Annotated in this window: 12 protein-coding genes and 8 pseudogenes; 14 read left to right on the top strand and 6 right to left on the bottom strand. The window is 72.7% G+C overall.

Annotated features, from left to right (window positions below):
• Positions 1-60: 60 nt before the first annotated feature.
• Both CCZ36_RS36830 and CCZ36_RS00855 read left to right on the top strand, forming a co-directional pair.
• Positions 61-381, top strand: a pseudogene (locus tag CCZ36_RS36830) (DUF6325 family protein); the annotation flags it as partial.
• A 261-nt stretch (positions 382-642) separates the two neighbouring features.
• Positions 643-1,440: a tyrosine-protein phosphatase gene (locus tag CCZ36_RS00855; protein ID WP_128816852.1), complete on the top strand. Its 798-nt coding sequence runs from the start codon at positions 643-645 to the stop codon at positions 1,438-1,440.
• Between the two features lie 99 nt (positions 1,441-1,539).
• Here the strand turns inward: CCZ36_RS00855 and CCZ36_RS00850 are convergent, their stop codons facing one another.
• A complete protein-coding gene (locus CCZ36_RS00850) occupies positions 1,540-2,064 on the bottom strand; it encodes a hypothetical protein (RefSeq protein WP_128816851.1) in 525 nt (174 codons plus the stop codon).
• Positions 2,061-2,639, bottom strand: coding sequence for a hypothetical protein (locus CCZ36_RS00845; protein ID WP_069735107.1), 579 nt, complete (start codon positions 2,637-2,639; stop codon positions 2,061-2,063). Before CCZ36_RS00845 ends, CCZ36_RS00850 begins: the two co-directional genes overlap by 4 nt.
• 220 nt (positions 2,640-2,859) lie before the next feature.
• Between CCZ36_RS00845 and CCZ36_RS00840 the strand changes: the two are divergent.
• Together CCZ36_RS00840 and CCZ36_RS00835 are read left to right on the top strand one after the other, a co-directional pair.
• Positions 2,860-3,287 (top strand): annotated as a pseudogene (locus CCZ36_RS00840) (J-domain-containing protein).
• 10 nt (positions 3,288-3,297) lie between these two features.
• The gene (locus CCZ36_RS00835) at positions 3,298-3,795 is read left to right on the top strand and encodes a GNAT family N-acetyltransferase (RefSeq protein WP_128816850.1); all 498 of its coding nucleotides are present in this window, start codon (positions 3,298-3,300) and stop codon (positions 3,793-3,795) included.
• Between the two features lie 95 nt (positions 3,796-3,890).
• Here CCZ36_RS00835 and CCZ36_RS00830 read toward each other — a convergent pair whose 3' ends face one another.
• On the bottom strand, positions 3,891-4,271 hold the full coding sequence (locus CCZ36_RS00830; protein ID WP_128816849.1) for a VOC family protein: 381 nt from the start codon (positions 4,269-4,271) through the stop codon (positions 3,891-3,893).
• A 209-nt stretch (positions 4,272-4,480) separates the two neighbouring features.
• Here CCZ36_RS00830 and CCZ36_RS00825 point away from each other — a divergent pair, with 209 nt between their 5' ends.
• Positions 4,481-5,038 carry a DUF6328 family protein gene (locus CCZ36_RS00825; RefSeq protein ID WP_069741933.1) on the top strand — a complete coding sequence of 186 codons (558 nt, stop codon included), beginning with the start codon at positions 4,481-4,483 and terminating at the stop codon, positions 5,036-5,038.
• Positions 5,039-5,044: 6 nt separating this feature from the next.
• Here CCZ36_RS00825 and CCZ36_RS00820 read toward each other — a convergent pair.
• Positions 5,045-5,856 (bottom strand): annotated as a pseudogene (locus tag CCZ36_RS00820) (VOC family protein).
• 221 nt (positions 5,857-6,077) lie between these two features.
• Positions 6,078-6,419, bottom strand: a complete 342-nt coding sequence (locus CCZ36_RS00815) for a DUF6479 family protein (protein ID WP_069735101.1) — start codon at positions 6,417-6,419, stop codon at positions 6,078-6,080.
• A 204-nt stretch (positions 6,420-6,623) separates the two neighbouring features.
• Here CCZ36_RS00815 and CCZ36_RS00810 point away from each other — a divergent pair, with 204 nt between their 5' ends.
• From CCZ36_RS00810 to CCZ36_RS00775, 8 genes and pseudogenes are all read left to right on the top strand, one after another.
• Positions 6,624-6,962, top strand: coding sequence for a hypothetical protein (locus CCZ36_RS00810; RefSeq protein ID WP_128816848.1), 339 nt, complete (start codon positions 6,624-6,626; stop codon positions 6,960-6,962).
• A gap of 148 nt (positions 6,963-7,110) precedes the next feature.
• Positions 7,111-7,671: a 2Fe-2S iron-sulfur cluster-binding protein gene (locus CCZ36_RS00805; RefSeq protein WP_128816847.1), complete on the top strand. Its 561-nt coding sequence runs from the start codon at positions 7,111-7,113 to the stop codon at positions 7,669-7,671.
• Positions 7,668-8,669, top strand: a complete 1,002-nt coding sequence (locus tag CCZ36_RS00800) for an FAD binding domain-containing protein (protein ID WP_069735098.1) — start codon at positions 7,668-7,670, stop codon at positions 8,667-8,669. The genes CCZ36_RS00805 and CCZ36_RS00800 overlap by 4 nt, the downstream gene beginning before the upstream one ends.
• A gap of 126 nt (positions 8,670-8,795) precedes the next feature.
• Positions 8,796-10,894: pseudogene (locus CCZ36_RS00795) on the top strand (xanthine dehydrogenase family protein molybdopterin-binding subunit).
• Between the two features lie 182 nt (positions 10,895-11,076).
• Positions 11,077-11,535 carry an ATP-binding protein gene (locus CCZ36_RS00790; RefSeq protein WP_128816846.1) on the top strand — a complete coding sequence of 153 codons (459 nt, stop codon included), beginning with the start codon at positions 11,077-11,079 and terminating at the stop codon, positions 11,533-11,535.
• A 161-nt stretch (positions 11,536-11,696) separates the two neighbouring features.
• Positions 11,697-13,108, top strand: a pseudogene (locus CCZ36_RS00785) (NADP-dependent succinic semialdehyde dehydrogenase).
• 50 nt (positions 13,109-13,158) lie between these two features.
• A pseudogene (locus tag CCZ36_RS00780) lies at positions 13,159-15,535 on the top strand (phosphoketolase family protein).
• 87 nt (positions 15,536-15,622) lie between these two features.
• A pseudogene (locus tag CCZ36_RS00775) lies at positions 15,623-16,582 on the top strand (D-2-hydroxyacid dehydrogenase family protein).
• Between the two features lie 28 nt (positions 16,583-16,610).
• Here the strand turns inward: CCZ36_RS00775 and CCZ36_RS00770 are convergent.
• Positions 16,611-17,723 (bottom strand): annotated as a pseudogene (locus CCZ36_RS00770) (baeRF3 domain-containing protein).
• A 116-nt stretch (positions 17,724-17,839) separates the two neighbouring features.
• On the opposite strand from CCZ36_RS00770, the gene CCZ36_RS35360 reads away from it, so the two are divergent.
• The gene (locus tag CCZ36_RS35360; RefSeq protein WP_237302565.1) at positions 17,840-18,013 is read left to right on the top strand and encodes a hypothetical protein; all 174 of its coding nucleotides are present in this window, start codon (positions 17,840-17,842) and stop codon (positions 18,011-18,013) included.

Below are 18,013 nucleotides of genomic sequence, written 5' to 3'. Positions count from 1 at the left end.
TGGAATGCCGTATCCACCCCGGCGCCCCTGAGGCCGCCGGGACACGGAGAGGACGCGACCGTGGCCGTCGGACCTGTGGAACACCTCGTCATCGCCTTCCCCGGCAGTCGCTTCTCCGGGGCGGTCGCCCCCACTCTCGCCGAAGCCGTGTCGTCCGGCGCCGTACGCGCCGGTGACCTTGCGTTCGTCCGGCGGACCGAAGGCGGCGCACCGGCCCCCGTGGACTTGCGGGAACTGGACCCGGAAGGGGTGATTCCCGCCGATACGGCCGCCGGCGGGGCGGCGGCGCTGCTGAGCGCGGAGGACATCGACCGGCTCGACCGGAGCGTACCGGCGGGCGATGTCGTCGCGATCGTCGTCCGGGAGGACCTGTGGACCACGGAGCTCGCCCGTACGGCCCGCGAGGCGGGAGGCGCGTTCGTGGCGCACGAGCGCCTCGGGACCGGTGGGGCGGAGACGGGCGAGGCCGCGGGCGACGACATCATCGACCGGCTGGAGCGGCTCACCGGACTGTGGAAGCGCGAGATCCTCACCGACGCCGAGTTCGTGGAGCAGAAGACCAGGCTTCTGTCGGACTGACGCACACGACGTTGATCCTGGTCAGGAATTCCTGGAATTCATCAGGGAAAGAGGCAGTGCATCGTGCAGACCGCCCGGACCGTTCCGGCCGCCACCGTCGTCAATCTGCGCGACCTGGGAGGCATCGCGCTCGGGCGTGACCGCCGGGTGCGGCAGGGCCTCCTCTTCCGCTCGGGGCAACTGAGCGAACTCGACCCGGCACGCGACCGCGCGGTGGCCGCGCTCGGCATCCGCACCGTCGTGGACCTGCGCACCGCCGACGAGCGTCAGTGGGCCCCGGACCGGCTGCCGGACCGGGCGCGGCTCTTCGTCGCCGACGTGCTGGGCGACCACCCGGGCGTGGCGCCCGCCCGGCTGCGCTCCCTGCTCGCCGACCCGGTCGAGGCCGAGCGGACTCTCGGGGGCGGCCGGGCCGAGGAACTCTTCGCCGAGACCTACCGCAAAATGGTCCTCTCACCGGGCGCCGCGGCCGCCTGCCGGGCCTTCCTGGAGACAGCGGCCGACCCCGCCGCGCGCCCCCTGCTCTTCCACTGCACGGCGGGCAAGGACCGTACCGGCTGGGCGGCCGCCGTGCTGCTCATGATCCTGGGAGCGCCCCGCGCGACGGTGCGTGCCGACTTCCTCGCGGTCAACCCCGCCCTGCGGGCCGCCTTCGCCCCGCAGGTCGCGAAGTTCCTGGACGGCGGCGGCGACCCGGCCGTCGCCGCGGCCATCATCGAGGTCCGCCCCCGCTATCTCGACGTGGCGTTCGACGCCATGGATGAGCGGTGGGGCGGCCTCGACGGTTATGTCCGCAACGGCCTGCGCGTGCCCGACGCCGTACTGGAACGGCTGCGTGAGGGCCTGGTGATCCGCGGCTGAAGCGGACGCCCGAGGCGTCGCCGACGTGAGGGGGCCGGTCCGGGCGAGAAGGATCTCGCCCGGACCGGCCCCCTCATACGGTCGTGCAGAGGCCCCCTGTCAGAGGCGTACGAGGCGCTCCGTCAGGTCGCGGTAGTGCTGGAGGGCGATCCGCAGTTCCTCCGTGTCCGGCCCGGAGTCCGCACCGCTCCCGTCCTGTCCGGACCGCAGCCGCCGCCCGCGTTCCGCCAGGGCTGCGCCGAGTTCGGCGACGACCTCCTCGAACGTGGCGTCGGCGTCCCGCACCGCCCGGTGCGGGTCCTCCACGAACGCGGTCACCGCCTGCTGGATCCGGGCGGCGAAGGCCTCCTGCTCCGCGGGGGCGAACAGTGACCTCCCGGGGCGCGGACCGTCCTCGACCAGGTCGGGCGCGACCGGGCCGGGCGCGACCGGATCAGGTGCGACCGGATCAGGTGCGACCGGGCCGGGTGCGACCGGAGCCGTCTCCTTGCCCGTGACCGTCCTCGTGGCCGGGGCGGGCGCACCCGTGCGGCTGATGGGGGTACCCGTGTCGATGGGGCCGGCGCCCTCCGGAAGCCGGGAGCCGGCGGGCGGGTTCGTCCTGTCGTCCGGTGTCCGCGTCATGATGTGCCCCGTCCCTTCACCAGATGCCGGTTGCCGTGCCCACGCCCCGATCCGCCGCCCTCGAGCAGGGCGTCGAAGAGCTTGCGGGCCTCGATGAGGGCCTCACGCATCTCCTCGGTGCCCGCGTCGCCGCGTCGCGCGCCGTGCACCCGACGGTAGCCGTCGACGTGCGCGGCGTGGTGGACGGAGAGCGCGTCCGTACGGTCCTCGAAGTCGTCGCCGTCCGGGAAGCCGCGCTCGCGCGACAGTTCGGCCAGCAGCGCGTCGGCCTCGGTGAGCGAGCGCTCCGGCGATTCGACGAACAGTTCCTGGGCGCCCGCCCAGCGGGCGGCGTAGCGCGCGCGGGCCTCTTCGGTCAGCGGGCGCTCTTCGATGGCCCCGTGCCGCTTCACCCGATCACCGAGCTCCCGCTCGGCCGCCTCGGTGTCGCCGCCGTGCCGGGCGACCACCCGGTCGTACTCCGGCCCGAAGCGGCTGCGCAGCCCCCGGCCGCCGGTGAGACGTCCACGAAGCAGGAAGAACGCGGCGATGGCCGCCACGGCGACCACGGCGATGATGATGATCGCTGTCGTCACGGCTACCGCCCCCAACGTTCATCGGCCGGTACGTAGCTCTGCTGTCGCACAGTGGTCAACCCCTTTCGGTCCGGGCCCGACGGCAATCGCCGGACGACGTGCAGGAGTTCGTGTACCCCCGGATCCCCGTTCGAGGCAGCCTCCCGCGACGGAAAGCTCCGCAGGGCGTCCTGTGTAGGGTGAGAAGCGTCGGATCGACGGCAGGTCAAAGGGGCACGCGATGACGGAGCGCAAACCACCCGGGTCAGCTTCGAGTCCTGGGTCGACCGGCAGATCCACGAGGCGCAGGAGCGCGGCGACTTCTCACGGCTCCCGGGGTTCGGCAAACCGATCGCCGGCCTGGAACGTCCGTACGACGAGGCCTGGTGGATCAAGCAGAAGATGCAGCGGGAGGGTGTGTCGATGCTGCCGCCCGCGCTGGCCCTGCGCAAAGAGGCGGAGGACGTTCCCGCCGCGGTGGCCGCGGCCCGCACCGAGTCCGAGGTACGGCACATCCTCACCGGGGTGAACGAGAAGATCGAGCGGGCCGTCACGATGCCTCCCGAGGGCCCGCCGCTGCACCTCAAACCCTTCGACGTCGAGGCGACCGTCCGCCGCTGGCGCGAGGAGCGCCGCACCGCCTGGGACCCGCCGCGGGGCGGTGCCTGATAATCGCCGTATGGAAGCAGGCAGCGCAGGACGACGGAACGGGCGCGCCCCACGCCGTGCCGAGGTGGTGGTCCGACGCGCCGTGGTGCGCGACGCCGACCGACTGACCCGGCTGGTCCGCACGTCACGCGCCTACGAGGGCCCGTACGCCCCGATGGTCGCGGGCTACCGGGTCGGGCCGGACTACATCGACGCGCACCGGGTCTTCGTCGCCACGGACGACGCCACGGGCCAGGTCCTCGGGTTCTACGCGCTGCTCCTCGATCCGCCCGAACTGGACCTGATGTTCGTCGCCGACGCCGCCCAGGGGCTCGGCATCGGCCGGCTGCTCGCCGCCCATCTGCGCGAGGAGGCCCGGGGCGCCGGGCTCACGGGCGTCCGGATCGTCTCCCACCCGCCCGCCGAGGGGTTCTACCGGAGCATCGGCGCCGAACCCGTCGGCACGGTCCGGGCCAACCCGCCGGCTGTGATGTGGGACCGGCCCGAACTCCTGCTCCGGACCGGCTGAGGCTGCCGTGGCGGGCGGTTCCGGGGACGACCGGGGCCCAGCCGCGACGCGCGCGGCCGTGCCCCGGCTCGAAAGGCGACGCTTCCCGGTGCCGGTCAGCCGCCGTACGGGCGAGTGATCAGCTCCAGCCAATGACCGCCGGGATCGGGGAAGTACACGCCCCGCCCGCCGTCATTGCGGTTGATCTCTCCGGGGTGCTTCTTCTGGGGATCGGCGTAGAACTCGATTCCCCGCGCCCGGATCTTCGCGAACGCGGAGTCGAACTCCGCCTCCGAAATGAGGAAGGCGTAGTGCTGCGGGGCGATCGAATCGGCGGGAATCGTCGCGAAATCCAGCGTGACGCTGTTCGCGAGAACGACCGGAATGAACGGGCCCCACTCCTCGCCGACCGGGAGATCCAGCAGATCCGCGAAGAATTCGGCGGACTCGCGGTTGTCCTTGCAATGGACGATGGTGTGGTTCAACTCGACTGACACGGTGGAATGCCTCCAACGGGCATCTCACGGGCTACCTCCACGCCTCACCCGGCCGGTGACCGACGCGCGATGCCGTGGGGCGATCTTAGACGCGCCGCGCAGCCGGGTCGAGTGCGTTCGGATTGGCCTCGCCCCGCCGGGGCATCCGTAGTCCTGCATCGAACGTGCGTTTAAGCGCCCCGGCCGGGTCGAGACGAGGAGAGACACCGATGACGGAGACCGACGGCAGAGGCCGGGAGGAGACCCAGGAGGAGCGGGCGGACCGGCGGTGGTCCGAACTCCTCCAGGAACTGCGCGTCGCGCAGACCGGGGTGCAGATCCTGTTCGGCTTCCTGCTCGCGGTGGTCTTCCAGTCACGGTTCGAGGACCTGGGGGACGCCGACCGGAACATCTACGTGGTGACCGTGATGCTGGGCTGCGCGACCGCCGCGGCGCTCATCGGCCCCGTCTCGTACCACCGGCTGCTCACCGGCCGCCGGATGAAGCCCCAGACGGTGACCTGGGCCTCCCGGATGACCGTCCTCGGCCTGGTGCTCCTCTTCTGCACCATGTGCTCGGCGCTGCTGCTGATCCTGCGCGTGGCCCTGCACAACGAGGTGGCCCTGTGGCTGGTCGGCGGGATGGCCCTGTGGTTCCTGGCCTGCTGGTTCGTCTTCCCGGTGTGGGCCATCGCCAGGGGACGTTCCGGCCCGCGCGAGACCGACACCAACGGCGGGGGCAACACGGACGACGTGGACGACAGGGGGGACCGGGGGCGCGGAGCCTAGCGGCTGTCAGGCGGGGCTGCGCACATCCGTGACCGCGAACAGCGCGCCGTCCGGATCGCGCAGAGTGACCTCGGTGCCCTCGAAACCGCTGCGGTCCTCGACGAGGGCGCCGCCGTGCCGCTCGGCGGCCGAGACCGTCTCCGCGAGGTCTGCCACCGGGAACTGGACCTGCCAGTGCGGGCGCACCAGCGGGTCGACCGCGGTCTCCACGGCCCCGGAGCTGATCCGGGCCAGCGGGTGGCCCTCGCACCGCACGATGACCTCCTCGCCCTCGTACGCGACATCGCAGCCCCCGGGCCGCCCGCTCGCCCAGTCGAGTACCTCGCCGTAGAAAATCGCCGCGTCGAAGGCGTTCCGGGTCCGCAGCCGCAGCCAGGAGTGCGCGTGGTCGGCGGGGGCCTGCGGCGAGGTGGAGGGTTCGGTGCGCTCCCACAGGCCGAAGGACGCCCCGTCCCGGTCCGAGGCCAGCACCCCGCGCCCCTTGCCGAGCGTCAGCGGGCCCACCGCCACGGTCCCGCTGCGCTCGCGGACCCGTGCGGCGGCCACGTTCGCGTCCTCCACCGAGAAGTACGGGGTCCACGCCACCGCGACCTGGAGCGCCGAGGAGACGGCGAAGAGGCCGGCCACCGGGACCTGACCGCGGTAGGCGACCGAGAAGTCGGACCCGAGCCGCCCGGGCGGAACGACCAGCCGAGAACCTGGGAGTAGAAACGCTCCGCGGTCTCCCGGTGCCGTGTCATGAGGGTGACCCAGCACGGTGCGGCCGGCCCCGTCAGGGGCGCTGCCGAGGAGGCCGTACGGGGATCGCTTCCGGTCATGGTCCACTGCCTTCGTCGGGGAGCGGCGTCCTGCCCGGCCGCTGCGGTCCAGCAACCAGACTCGACCGGCCCGCCCGGTCCCGCAACGCGGGCCGGACCCGTGCCCGGGTCACAGCCCGGCGCGCGGCGGGGCGTTCGTGACGCGGCCGGGCCGGCCATCACCACCTCCCGGACCTCCTGGACAGAGGAACCGGCGAGGCTCCCCCGGGGGGACGGGCGGGTCAGCCGCGGGGCTGCTCCTCGTCGGGCGGCAGCGGGCCGTTGCCGTGGTCCTTGAGCTCGTACGGCGACAAGGCGTGGCCGTCCTCGGGGAAGCGGTCGGAGGAATGCGGGTCGGTCTGCTCGATGTGCGTACGCCGCTCGGGCTTCGGCGGCTGCTCATGGGGCTGGGGCGGTGGCGGCTCGGCGTCGTGCTTGCGCTTGCTGAGGAGGAAGCCGCCGATCAGCAGGGCCACGACGGCCAGTGCCACGACGCCCAGGAAGACCCCGAGGGCCCCTGTGCCGTCCGCCAGCGTGACCTCGGCGGGCGCATCGACCGCATTGACTGCCTTGAGAACATCCATGTCACTCGCATACCCCGAGAGAAGGGCATCAGTCAGCTATTCACAGCAATTCATGTTTTATGGGTATCTCAGGGGAAACGCGTTTCAAGACGGCGAGTCAGGACAGCCCTTCTGCCCGCCATCAGGAAGTTCAGACCCTCCGGAAGGAACCACGGTGAACAGCACCCCGAGCAGAGCGGCGAGGATCATCCGGCGGGCCGGGAGGTGGTGGTCTCGCTGAGCCGCTGCGACACGGAGGACGCCCGGACCGTGTTCGACGTGCTCGCCGCGGGTTTCGCCTCCGACCACCCGATGGGGGAGACCCCTGAGCACGCCTCCGGCCCCCGCCCGACCGTCTGGGTCACCACCGTCGACGTGTCCGAGCCGAAGGCCGACGCCACCCCCGCCCACCTCACCGCGCCGGTCACGGTGGACGCCCAGGGCGGCTACTGGGCCGTCGACCGGCTGCGCACCCACCTCACCGGGGCCTTCGCGGTGAGCGTCGTCGGCACGGCCGCCGGTGACCAGGAACAGGAGGTCCGGCTGCGGCTCCAGAGCCGGTGACCGGCCGGACGACGACACACCCGGAACATCCCGGCGAACAAACAGGCACGAACACCCCCGGCGAACGACCGGAAACGAACACGCCCGGCGAACGACCGGACACCGACCGGGGCGGGACCTGCCCCGCGGCGAAGCGAAAGGCGCGCGCATGGATTCCCTCGCTCTCGGAGCGGACCTCGAACCGGAACCGGTCGTCGACGAACACTCCACCGTGACGCTGTTCGTCAACGGCGAGGAGACGACGCTGACCGTCGACCACCGCGCCACGGTCCTGGAGACGCTCCGCGAGGGCTTCGGCCTCACCGGAGCCAAGAAGGGCTGCGACCACGGCCAGTGCGGAGCCTGCACGGTTCTCGTCGACGGGCGGCGGGTCAACAGCTGCCTGCTGCTCACCGTCACCCGGGACGGCGCCACGATCACCACGGTGGAAGGGCTCGCCGACGGCGAGAGCCTGCACCCGGTACAGCAGGCGTTCGTCGAGCGGGACGCCCTCCAGTGCGGCTTCTGCACCCCGGGCCAGATCTGCTCCGCCGTGGGCATGCTCCGCGAGGCCGCCGACGGGCACCCCTCGCACGTCACCGAACCGGATCACGCGACCGGGCCGGTCGCACTCGACGCCGACGAGATCCGGGAACGCATGAGCGGCAATCTGTGCCGGTGCGGGGCCTACCCCCGGATCGTCGAAGCCATCGAGGACGTGATCGAGTGAAACCGTTCGGCTATGCGCGCCCCGCCTCCACCGACGAGGCCGTCCGGCTCTGCGCGGCCGGCCCCGGCGCCCACTTCCTGGGCGGCGGCACCAATCTGGTGGACCTGATGAAGCTCGGCGTGGAGACGCCCCGGGTCCTCATCGACGTCTCGGGCCTGCCCCTGCACCGGGTGACACGGACGGCGGAGGGCGGCCTGAGCATCGGCGCCACCGTACGCAACAGCGACCTCGCCGCCCACCCCGACGTGACGGAGAACTACCCGGCCCTGTCCCAGGCGCTGCTGGCCGGGGCCTCCGGCCAGCTCCGCAACGCGGCCACCACCGGCGGCAACCTGCTCCAGCGCACCCGGTGCCGCTACTTCCAGGACGTCTCCAAGCCCTGCAACAAACGGCTCCCCGGCTCCGGCTGCCCCGCGCGCGAGGGAACCCACCGCGATCTGGCGATCCTCGGGCACTCCCCGGAGTGCGTGGCCACCAACCCCTCCGACATGGCCGTGCCGCTCGCCGCTCTGGACGCGACCGTGCACCTCATCGGGCCCGAGGGCGAACGGGCCGTGCCGCTCACCGAATTCCACCGCCTGCCGGGGGAGAACCCCGACCAGGACACCGTGATCAGGCCCGGCGAGCTGATCACCGAGGTGGTGCTCCCGCCGCCGGCGCCCGGGGCGGCCTCCCGCTACCGCAAGGCCCGCGACCGGGCCAGCTTCGCCTTCGCGCTGGTCTCCGTCGCCGCGACGCTCCGGGTGGCGGCGGGCCGCGTGGAACATGCCACGCTCGCGTTCGGCGGCGTCGCCCACCGGCCGTGGCGGGCCCGCAGGGCCGAGGCCGAACTGCGCGGCGCCCCGGCCACCCCCGCCGCCTTCCAGCACGCCCTGATCGCCGAACTGGCCGAGGCGCGGCCGCTGCGCGACAACGCGTTCAAGGTGGACCTCGCCCGCCGCCTCGCCCTGGACGTACTCGGCGAACTCACCGAGCGGCAGCCGAGCAGGGCCGGCTGATCCCGCCGTCCCCGCGGACGCCGCCCGGACGGCCCGACACCGTCCGGACCGGCTGACCCCGCCGTCCCGGCTGCCCCGCAGGTACCGGAGGCTCTCCCGCACCACCGACCCCCGAGGATCCCCGCCATGACCACGCAGGCCCCGCAGTTCCCCGGTGCGCCCGTCGTCCGCAGAGAGGCCCGGGACAAGGTCACCGGCAGCGCCCGCTACGCGGCCGACCGCGCACCGGCCGGCTGTCTGTACGCCTGGACCGTTCCGGCCACGATCGCGGCCGGACGCGTCACCGCCGTACGGGCCGTCGACGCCCTCGCCGTGCCCGGCGTCCACTCCGTCCTCACCCACGACAACGCGCCCCGGCTCCAGGAGCCCGACGACCCGATCCTCGCCGTGCTCCAGGACGACCGCGTCCCGCACCACGGCATCCCGGTCGCCCTCGTGATCGCGGATTCCCCGGAGGCCGCCCGGACGGGAGCCGGGGAACTCCACATCGAGTACGAACGTGACCCGCACGACGTCACCCTCACCGAGGACCACCCGGCCTCTACACGCCCGAGGAGGCAAACGGCGGGTTCCCCGCCGTCCGTGACCGGGGCGACGTGGAGCGGGCCCTGGCCGACTCGCCCGTCCAGGTCGACGCGACGTACCGGATGGACGCGCTGCACAATCACCCCATGGAGCCGCACGCCGCCACGGCCGTATGGGCCGAAGGACACCTCACCGTCCACGACTCCAGCCAGGGATCCGACAAGGTACGCGGCAGTCTCGCCCAGGCGTTCGGCCTTGACCCGGAACGGATCACCGTGGTCTCCGAGCACGTCGGCGGCGGCTTCGGCTCGAAGGGCACCACCCGTCCCCAGGGGGTCCTGGCCGCGATGGCCGCCCAGTACACCGGACACCCCGTCAAACTCGCCTTCCCCCGGGCCCAGCTCGCCGAGGTCGTCGGATACCGGGCCCCCACGATCCAGCGGGTCCGGCTCGGCGCGGACCTGGACGGCCTGCTCACCGCCGTCAGCCACGAGGTGGTCACCCAGACCTCCACGGTGAAGGAGTTCGTCGAGCAGGCCGCCGTGCCCGCCCGCGTCATGTACGCCTCGCCGAACAGCCGCACCGGCCACCGGGTGGTCGCCCTCGACGTGCCTACCCCCTCCTGGATGCGCGCCCCGGGGGAGGCCTCGGGGATGTACGCCCTGGAGTCCGCCATGGACGAACTCGCCTCCGCGCTCGGCCTCGACCCCGTGGAGCTGCGGCTGCGCAACGAACCCGCGACCGAACCGGACAGCGGCCGCCCCTTCAGCAGCCGCGGTCTCGCCGCCTGCCTGCGCGACGGCGCGGCACGGTTCGGCTGGCACGACCGCGACCCCCGCCCCGCCGCCCGGCAGGAAGGACGGTGGCTCATCGGTACGGGCGTGGCCTCCGCGACGTACCCCGTTCTCGTCTCCCGGTCCACCGCGAGCGCCCACGCCGCGCCGGACGGCTCCCTGACCATCCGGGTCAACGCCACCGACATCGGCACCGGGGCCCGCACCGTCCTGGCCCAGATCGCCGCCGACGCGCTCGGCACCGACCCCGCGGCCGTCCACATCGGTATCGGCTCCACCGAACTGCCCACCGCCCCGCTGGCCGGCGGCTCCTCCGGCACCGCCTCCTGGGGCTGGGCCGTGCACAAGGCCGCCGCCGACCTCGCCGCCCGCCTCGCCGCACACTCCGGGCCGCTCCCCGCCGAGGGGATCGCCACCACCGCCGACACCGAGCAGGAGACCGCCGAGGAGTCCCCGTACGCCCGGCACGCCTTCGGCGCCCACTTCGCCGAGACGGCCGTCGACGCCGTCACCGGAGAGGTGCGCGTCCGCCGCCTCCTCGGGGTGTACGCCGCCGGACGCATCCTCAACGCGCGCACCGCCCGATCCCAGTTCACCGGCGGCATGGTGATGGGCATCGGCATGGCCCTCACCGAGGGCTGCGGCATCGACCCGGTCTTCGGCGACTTCACGGCCAAGGACCTCGCTTCCTACCACGTGCCCGTCTGCGCCGACACCGCCGACATCCAGGCCCACTGGATCGAGGAGGACGACCGCCACCTCAACCCCATGGGCAGCAAGGGCATCGGCGAGATCGGGATCGTCGGCACCGCCGCCGCCATCGGCAACGCGGTCCGCCACGCCACCGGCGCCCGGCTGCGCGAGCTGCCCCTCACCCCGGACACCTTGCTGCCCTACCTGCTGTGACCGGGCACCGGCCCCCACCAGCACGGACGGCCCAGCTGTTGCGCGTCCGGCGTACCGGCCTCACCCTGAGGAGTGACCCAGAAGTGATAAGTGCTCACGCTTCGTGTTCGGGGGTCGTTCGTACGACGGGGTGAAGTACGACGGGGTGAAGCACGTGGGCCTCGTGGTGAGGAGCCTCGACGATGACCGTTCCACTCGACCGGCGCTATTCGGTCGAACTGCAGGTGTCGGCAGAGCGCGTTTCCCAGCTGCGGCGGATCGTCGCCGCGCACCTCCGTCACTGGAGTCTCGATCTGCACGTCCGGCCGGTGTGCCGGGCCCTGGACGAACTCCTGACCAACGTCCACCGGCATGTCGGCGACGGCAACACCTGCGTCCTCGAACTCCGCTGGACCGGACGGCACGTGACCGTGTCCGTCGCCGACAACAGCGCCCGGATGCCCCGGCTCCTGCCGACCGGCGGCGGGCTGAGCCGGGTCATGGCCCTCAGCGACAGCTGGGGCACCTGCCGGACCGCGGACGGCAAAGTGGTCTGGTTCACCCGCTACGCCGAGGCGCCGAAGGCCGCGGGACTGCTCCCGTACGCCCCGCTGCCCGGCGTCCGCACCGCCCGGGACATCCCGGCGGCGGCGCTCGTGTAACGCCCCGAGCAGGGCGGCCCGCACCCCGGCCGACGCGGATCGTGCCCCCCGGGCACGCATGATCCGCGTCGGCCGGGTACGTGCGGGGGAGGGGAGGGCCGCGTTGCGCGGACCGGTGCGGCGCGGCACGGTCGGACTACCGATGCAAGGAGGCCACTGCCATGCCCATCGCGACGGTCAACCCCGCGAACGGCGAACTGATCAGGTCATTCGACGCCCTCGGCGAGGAGGAGACCGAACGACGGATCACCGCCGCCGCGGAGACCTTCCGCCAGTACCGCACCACCCCCTTCCAGCAGCGCGCGGCCTGGCTGAACCGGGCCGCCGACCTCCTCGACGAGGACCGCGACACCATCGCCCGCACGATGACCCTGGAGATGGGCAAGCCCGTCACCGCGGCCCGCGCGGAGGCGGCCAAGTGCGCGAAGGCGATGCGCTGGTACGCCGACCGCGCGGAGGGGCTGCTCGCCGACGAACACCCGGACCCCGCCGACGTGACGGACTCCGGCGCCTCCCGCGCCCTGGTCCGCTACCGGCCGCTCGGGGTGGTCCTCGCCGTGATGCCGTGGAACTTCCCGCTCTGGCAGGTGGTGCGCTTCGCCGCACCCGCCCTGATGGCGGGCAACGTCGGGCTCCTCAAGCACGCCTCGAACGTCCCGCAGACCGCCCTCTACCTGGAGGACCTCTTCCACCGGGCCGGATTCCCGGCGGGCTGCTTCCGTACGCTGCTGATCGGCTCGGGCGCCGTCGAGGCCGTCCTGCGTGACCCGCGGATCGCCGCCGCCACGCTCACCGGCAGCGAACCGGCCGGCCGCGCCGTCGCCGCCACCGCCGGAGACGAGATCAAGAAGACCGTGCTGGAACTCGGCGGCAGCGACCCCTACCTCGTCCTGCCCTCGGCGGACGTGGAGAAGGCCGCCGCCACCGCCGTCACCGCACGCGTCCAGAACAACGGCCAGTCCTGTATCGCCGCCAAGCGCTTCATCGTCCACGCCGACGTGTACGACGCGTTCGCCGAACGCTTCACCGCCGGCATGCGCGCCCTGACCGTCGGCGACCCGCTGGAGGAAGCCACCGACATCGGGCCGCTCTCCACCGAGCAGGGCCGCACCGACCTGGAGGAACTCGTCGACGACGCCGTCGGGCGCGGGCGCAGGCGCTGTGCGGCGGCCGACGTCCCGACAAGCTCGGCGGCGGCCTGGAGAACGGCTGGTTCTACGAGCCCACCGTGCTCGCCGGCATCACCACCGCCATGCGCATCCACCGCGAGGAGACCTTCGGCCCGGTCGCCACCCTCTACCGGGTCGCCGACCTCGACGAGGCGATCCACCTCGCCAACGACACGCCCTTCGGCCTCAGCTCCAACGTCTGGACCCGCGACCAGGGCGAACAGGAGCGCTGCGCCCGCGATCTGGAGGCCGGCGGCGTCTTCTTCAACGGCATGACCGCCTCGCACCCCGCCCTGCCCTTCGGCGGGATCAAGCGCTCCGGTTACGGCCGTGAGCTGGCCGGACACGGCATCCGCGAGTTCTGCAACGCCACCACGCTCTGGTACGGGCCCGGGGCCTCCTGAGACGCTTGCCGATCGCCCGTGTGCCGTCACCCGACGAGGAGACCCGCTCCGTGAGCGACACCCGTACCCCCGCCACCCTCACCGACGACGCACTCGCCGCGCTCGACGCGCACTGGCGCGCGGCCAACTACCTCGCCGTCGGCCAGATCTATCTGATGGCCAACCCCCTCCTGACCCGGCCGCTCGTCCCCGAGGACATCAAGCCCCGGCTCCTCGGCCACTGGGGCACCTCGCCGGGGCTCAACCTCGTCCACACCCACCTCAACCGGGTGATCAAGGCCCGGGACCTGAGCGCCCTGTGCGTCTGGGGACCCGGCCACGGCGGACCCGCGGTCCTCGCCAACGCCTGGCTGGAAGGCAGCTACTCCGAGACCTACCCGGACGTCGGCCGGGACGCCGAGGGCATGGGGCTGCTGTTCAAGCAGTTCTCGTTCCCCGGCGGCGTGCCCAGCCACGTCGCGCCCGAGACCCCCGGCTCCATCCACGAGGGCGGCGAACTCGGCTACGCCCTCAGCCACGCCTACGGGCCGCCTTCGACCACCCGGAGCTCCTCGTCGCCTGCGTGGTCGGCGACGGGGAGGCCGAGACGGGGCCGCTCGCCGCGTCCTGGCACGCCAACAAGTTCCTCGACCCGGTCCACGACGGGGCCGTCCTGCCCATCCTCCACCTCAACGGCTACAAGATCGCCAACCCGACGGTCCTGGCCCGCATCCCCGAGGAGGAACTGGACCAGCTGCTGCGCGGCTACGGCCACGACCCGCTGTTCGTCGGCGGCGACGACCCGGCCGCCGTCCACCGGGCCCTGGCCGCGGCCATGGACACCGCCCTCGACCGCATCGCCGCCCACCAGCGGGCGGCCCGCGAGGACGGCGTCACCGAACGCCCCCGCTGGCCCATGATCGTGCTGCGCACCCCCAAGGGCTGGACCGGGCCCGAAGAGGTCGACGGGCTGCCGGTGGAGAACACCTGGCGCTCCCACCAGGTCCCGCTCTCCGGCGTCCGCGACAACCCCGAGCATCTGCGGCAGCTGGAGGACTGGCTGCGCTCCTACCGGCCCGCCGAACTCTTCGACACCGACGGACGCCCCACCGCACAGGTCCTCGCCTGTGTGCCCGAGGGGGAGGCCCGTCTCGGCTCCACCCCGTACGCCAACGGGGGGCTGCTCCTGCGCGCGCTGCCGCTGCCCGACCTCGCGGACCACGCCGTACGGGTCGACAAGCCCGGCACCGCCCTCCACGAGCCGACCAAGGTGCTCGGCGGCCTCCTGGAAAGCGTCATGGCCGCCACCGCCGACCGCAGGGACTTCCGGGTGGTCGCCCCGACGAGACCGCGTCGAACCGGCTGGACGCCCTCTACCGGGCCACCGGCAAGGCCTGGCAGGCCGGGACCCTCGCCACGGACGAACACCTCGCCCACGACGGCCGGGTGATGGAGGTGCTCTCCGAACACCTCTGCCAGGGCTGGCTGGAGGGCTATCTCCTCACCGGGCGGCACGGGCTCTTCTCCAGTTACGAGGCGTTCGCCCACATCGTCGACTCCATGGTCAACCAGCACATCAAATGGCTTCGCACCTCGCGCCGGCTGCCCTGGCGGCGGCCCATCGCCTCGCTCAACTACCTGCTGACCTCGCACGTCTGGCGCCAGGACCACAACGGCTTCTCCCACCAGGACCCCGGCTTCGTCGACCACATCCTCAACAAGAGCCCCGAGGTCGTCCGCGTCTACCTCCCGCCGGACGCCAACACCCTGCTCTCGGTCGCCGACCACGCGCTGCGCAGCCGGGACTACGTCAACGTCGTCGTCGCCGGGAAGCAGCCGACCTTCGACTGGCTCACCCTGGACGAGGCCCGCGCCCACTGCGCGCGGCGCGCCGGGGCCTGGGAGTGGGCCGGGACCGAGGACGGCGGCCGGGAACCCGACGTGGTCCTCGCCTGCGCCGGGGACGTACCCACCCAGGAGATCCTGGCCGCCGCCGACCTGATCCGCCGCCATCTGCCGGAGCTGGCGGTGCGGGTGGTCAACGTCGTCGACATCGCCCGGCTGATGCCCGAGACGGAACACCCGCACGGCATGCCGGACTCCGAGTTCGACGCCCTGTTCACCCGCGACAAGCCGGTGATCTTCGCCTATCACGGCTATCCGTGGCTCATCCACCGGCTCGCCTACCGCCGCACCGGCCACGCCAACCTCCATGTGCGCGGCTACAAGGAGGAAGGCACCACGACCACACCGTTCGACATGGTCGTCCGCAACGACCTCGACCGCTACCGGCTGGTCATGGACGTCATCGACCGGGTCCCGGGCCTCGGCGTCCGCGCGGTCGCCGTACGCCAGGAGATGGCGGACGTCCGCGGCCGTCACCACGACTGGATCCGCGAGCACGGCACGGATCTGCCGGAGGTCGTGGACTGGAAGTGGGGCGGCTGACCGGCCTGTTCGACGGGGTCCGTGCGGCCCGGCCGAGACGGTGCGCGATCATGGACGGCGACCCTGCCCGGCCGGAGAGAGGCTGCCATGAAGCTGCGCTGTGCCGTCATCGAGGACTTCCAGTCCGTGGCCACCACCGTCGTCGACTGGTCCGCCCGTCACCGACGACGTCGAGATCGTGACGTTCACCGAGCACCTCGCGACCGTGGACGAGGCGGCCACGGCCCTCGACGGCTTCGACATCGTGGTCACCCTGCGCGAGCGGGTGCCCTTCCCGGCGGAGCTGTTCGCCCGGCTGCCCCGGCTGCGGCTGCTCGTCGCCTCCGGCATGCGCAACTCCGTCATCGACTTCGACGCCGCGCGGCGGCACGGCGTCGAGGTCTGCGGCACCGCCAGCTCCTCCGCTCCGCCCGTCGAGCTCACCTGGGCCCTGCTGCTGGGCCTGGCGCGTGGCATCGTCCCCGAGGCGACGGCCCTGCGCACGGGCGGGCCCTGGCAGTCCACCCTCGGCGCCGATCTGCACGGGCGGACGCTCGGTCTGCTGGGGCTCGGGAAGATCGGCTCCCGGGTGGCGCAGGTGGGACTGGCCTTCGGGATGGACGTGGTCGCCTGGAGCCGGAACCTCACGAAGGAACGTACCGACGAGGTCGGCGTGACCCTGGCCGCTTCCAAGGAAGAGCTGCTGGCGAGAGCGACTTCGTCTCCGTGCACCTGGCGCTCGGCGAGCGGACCCGGGGGCTGATCGGCGCGGCCGAACTCGCCCTGATGCGCCCGACCGCGTATCTGATCAACACCTCCCGGGCGGCCATCATCGACACGGACGCGCTGCTCGCCGCCCTGCGTGACGGCGAGATCGCCGGGGCCGCCACCGACGTGTTCGACGTCGAGCCGCTGCCGGCCGGCGACCCGGTGCGGACGGCCCCGCGCCTGCTGGCCACCCCGCACCTGGGCTATGTGTCACGCGCCAACTACGAGACGTACTACGGCCACGCGGTGGAGGACATCAGGGCGTTCCTCGACGGACAGCCGGTCCGCCGTCTGAGCTGACGGCGGACCGGCCCCGCCCGGGGGCCGTTCAGTAGCGCAGGGCCGCCGCGATCCGGCCGTGCTCCGCCAGCGAGTCGTCCTCGACGAACACGACGTCGGCGCCGCTGTCCAGCGCCGCTTCGACCAGTTCGTCCACGATGTCCTCGCGGACCGCGCCGTCGCGCTCTGAGCCGTCCCCTCGGGCACCGGCTCCAGATGCTCGTCGGCCACCCGGACGGTCGCCTGGAAGTGTTCCTCGACCGCGACCAGACCCGCCCGGCCCTCCCGTACGGCGGCCCACACCTCGTCGAGACCGCCGGCGAAGGCGTGGGCGCTGCGGGCGTTGTCGAGCCGGGTCTCCACCTCGGCCGCCGCCTGGTGCGCCCCCTCCTCCAGGGCGGGGCGCAGCTCCCGGAGGACCTCGGCAGGCGGCAGGTCGGCCGGCGCTCCCTTGGCGACCCGGCCGATCGCGGACCGGGAGCCCTCCCCGACCTCTTCCAGCAGGGCGAGAGCGGGGGCCAGACCCATCACGTACAGCGGACGCGGATCGTCGGCGAGCACCGCGCGCAGCTTCTCGTCGACATCGCGGAAGAAGTTCCGGGTCTCCTCGTCGGTGAACGTGCTCGGGTGTCCCCGATCCGCTCCTCGCGCTGCGGGTTCGGCGGCTCCTTCGGCGCGGTCAGCGGGAAGCCGCCGGTCCGCTCCGGCCGGATGCCGTCGGCGGTGCCGATCCAGAGCGTGGCGTGGTCGGCGGCGACGGTCAGCGCCCGGAACGGCCGCGTCTGCGCCTTGGCCGCGACGAGGTTGCGCGTGAGGAAGGTGTCGCTGAGCACCACCCGTTCGGGTGGGTGCGCGGCAGCTGCCAGATCCGGTAGTCGTCCGTGGTGACCAGGAGCACCAGGGAGTCCAGCGCCCCGCGCGGGTCCACCTCCTCCGCCGCCCGCTCCAACTGGGCCCGCAGGGCGGCCGCGACCTCGCGGCTGACCTCCGGATCGGCGTCCAGCCGGTGCCCGGCCTCCGCCACCAGGTTCCGCAGCCGGACCGGGTCCTGGGCGTTGTCCGGGGCCTTGCGGTGGGTCGGCATGGTCAGGGACAGGGCCGGATAGGGCCGGGTCGCCCGCAGCTCCCGCAACAGGTCGGCGGTCAGGGCGTCCGTATCCATCGTTCCCTCCCAGGGCTCGGACCCGCTCCCGTATGAAGCGGATGCTTCGACGAGTCAATTCATACCTTTTGATCCTAAATATGGGCGAGTTATTGCACGGAGGTGCGGGAGCGGGAGTGCAGGAGGCGCGCGATGTCCACCCTCACGGTGTGGAAGTTCGGTCGGCCGACGGCGCGGAGAGTGTCGAGGAAGCCCTGAAATCCCTTCAGAAGGAAGGGCTGATCAAGATCCTCGACGCGGCCGTGGTGAGCTGGCCCGCCGAGCGGCCAAGCCGCGCACCAGACAGCTGA

The sequence above is a fragment of the Streptomyces sp. S063 genome, assembly GCF_002832675.1.
In the GTDB taxonomy this organism is placed as follows: Bacteria; Actinomycetota; Actinomycetes; order Streptomycetales; family Streptomycetaceae; genus Streptomyces; species Streptomyces sindenensis.
Note: the sequence above shows the minus strand (reverse complement) of the source record. Positions and strands in the feature narration are given on the sequence as shown.

Bases quoted from the DNA above. Each gene is read 5' to 3' on its own strand.
- CCZ36_RS00850 (WP_128816851.1), bottom strand. From the start codon at position 2,064: ATGACGCGGACACCGGACGACAGGACGAACCCGCCCGCCGGCTCCCGG.
- CCZ36_RS00835 (WP_128816850.1), top strand. From the start codon at position 3,298: ATGGAAGCAGGCAGCGCAGGACGACGGAACGGGCGCGCCCCACGCCGT.
- CCZ36_RS00825 (WP_069741933.1), top strand. From the start codon at position 4,481: ATGACGGAGACCGACGGCAGAGGCCGGGAGGAGACCCAGGAGGAGCGG.
- CCZ36_RS00815 (WP_069735101.1), bottom strand. From the start codon at position 6,419: ATGGATGTTCTCAAGGCAGTCAATGCGGTCGATGCGCCCGCCGAGGTC.
- CCZ36_RS00805 (WP_128816847.1), top strand. From the start codon at position 7,111: ATGGATTCCCTCGCTCTCGGAGCGGACCTCGAACCGGAACCGGTCGTC.
- CCZ36_RS00790 (WP_128816846.1), top strand. From the start codon at position 11,077: ATGACCGTTCCACTCGACCGGCGCTATTCGGTCGAACTGCAGGTGTCG.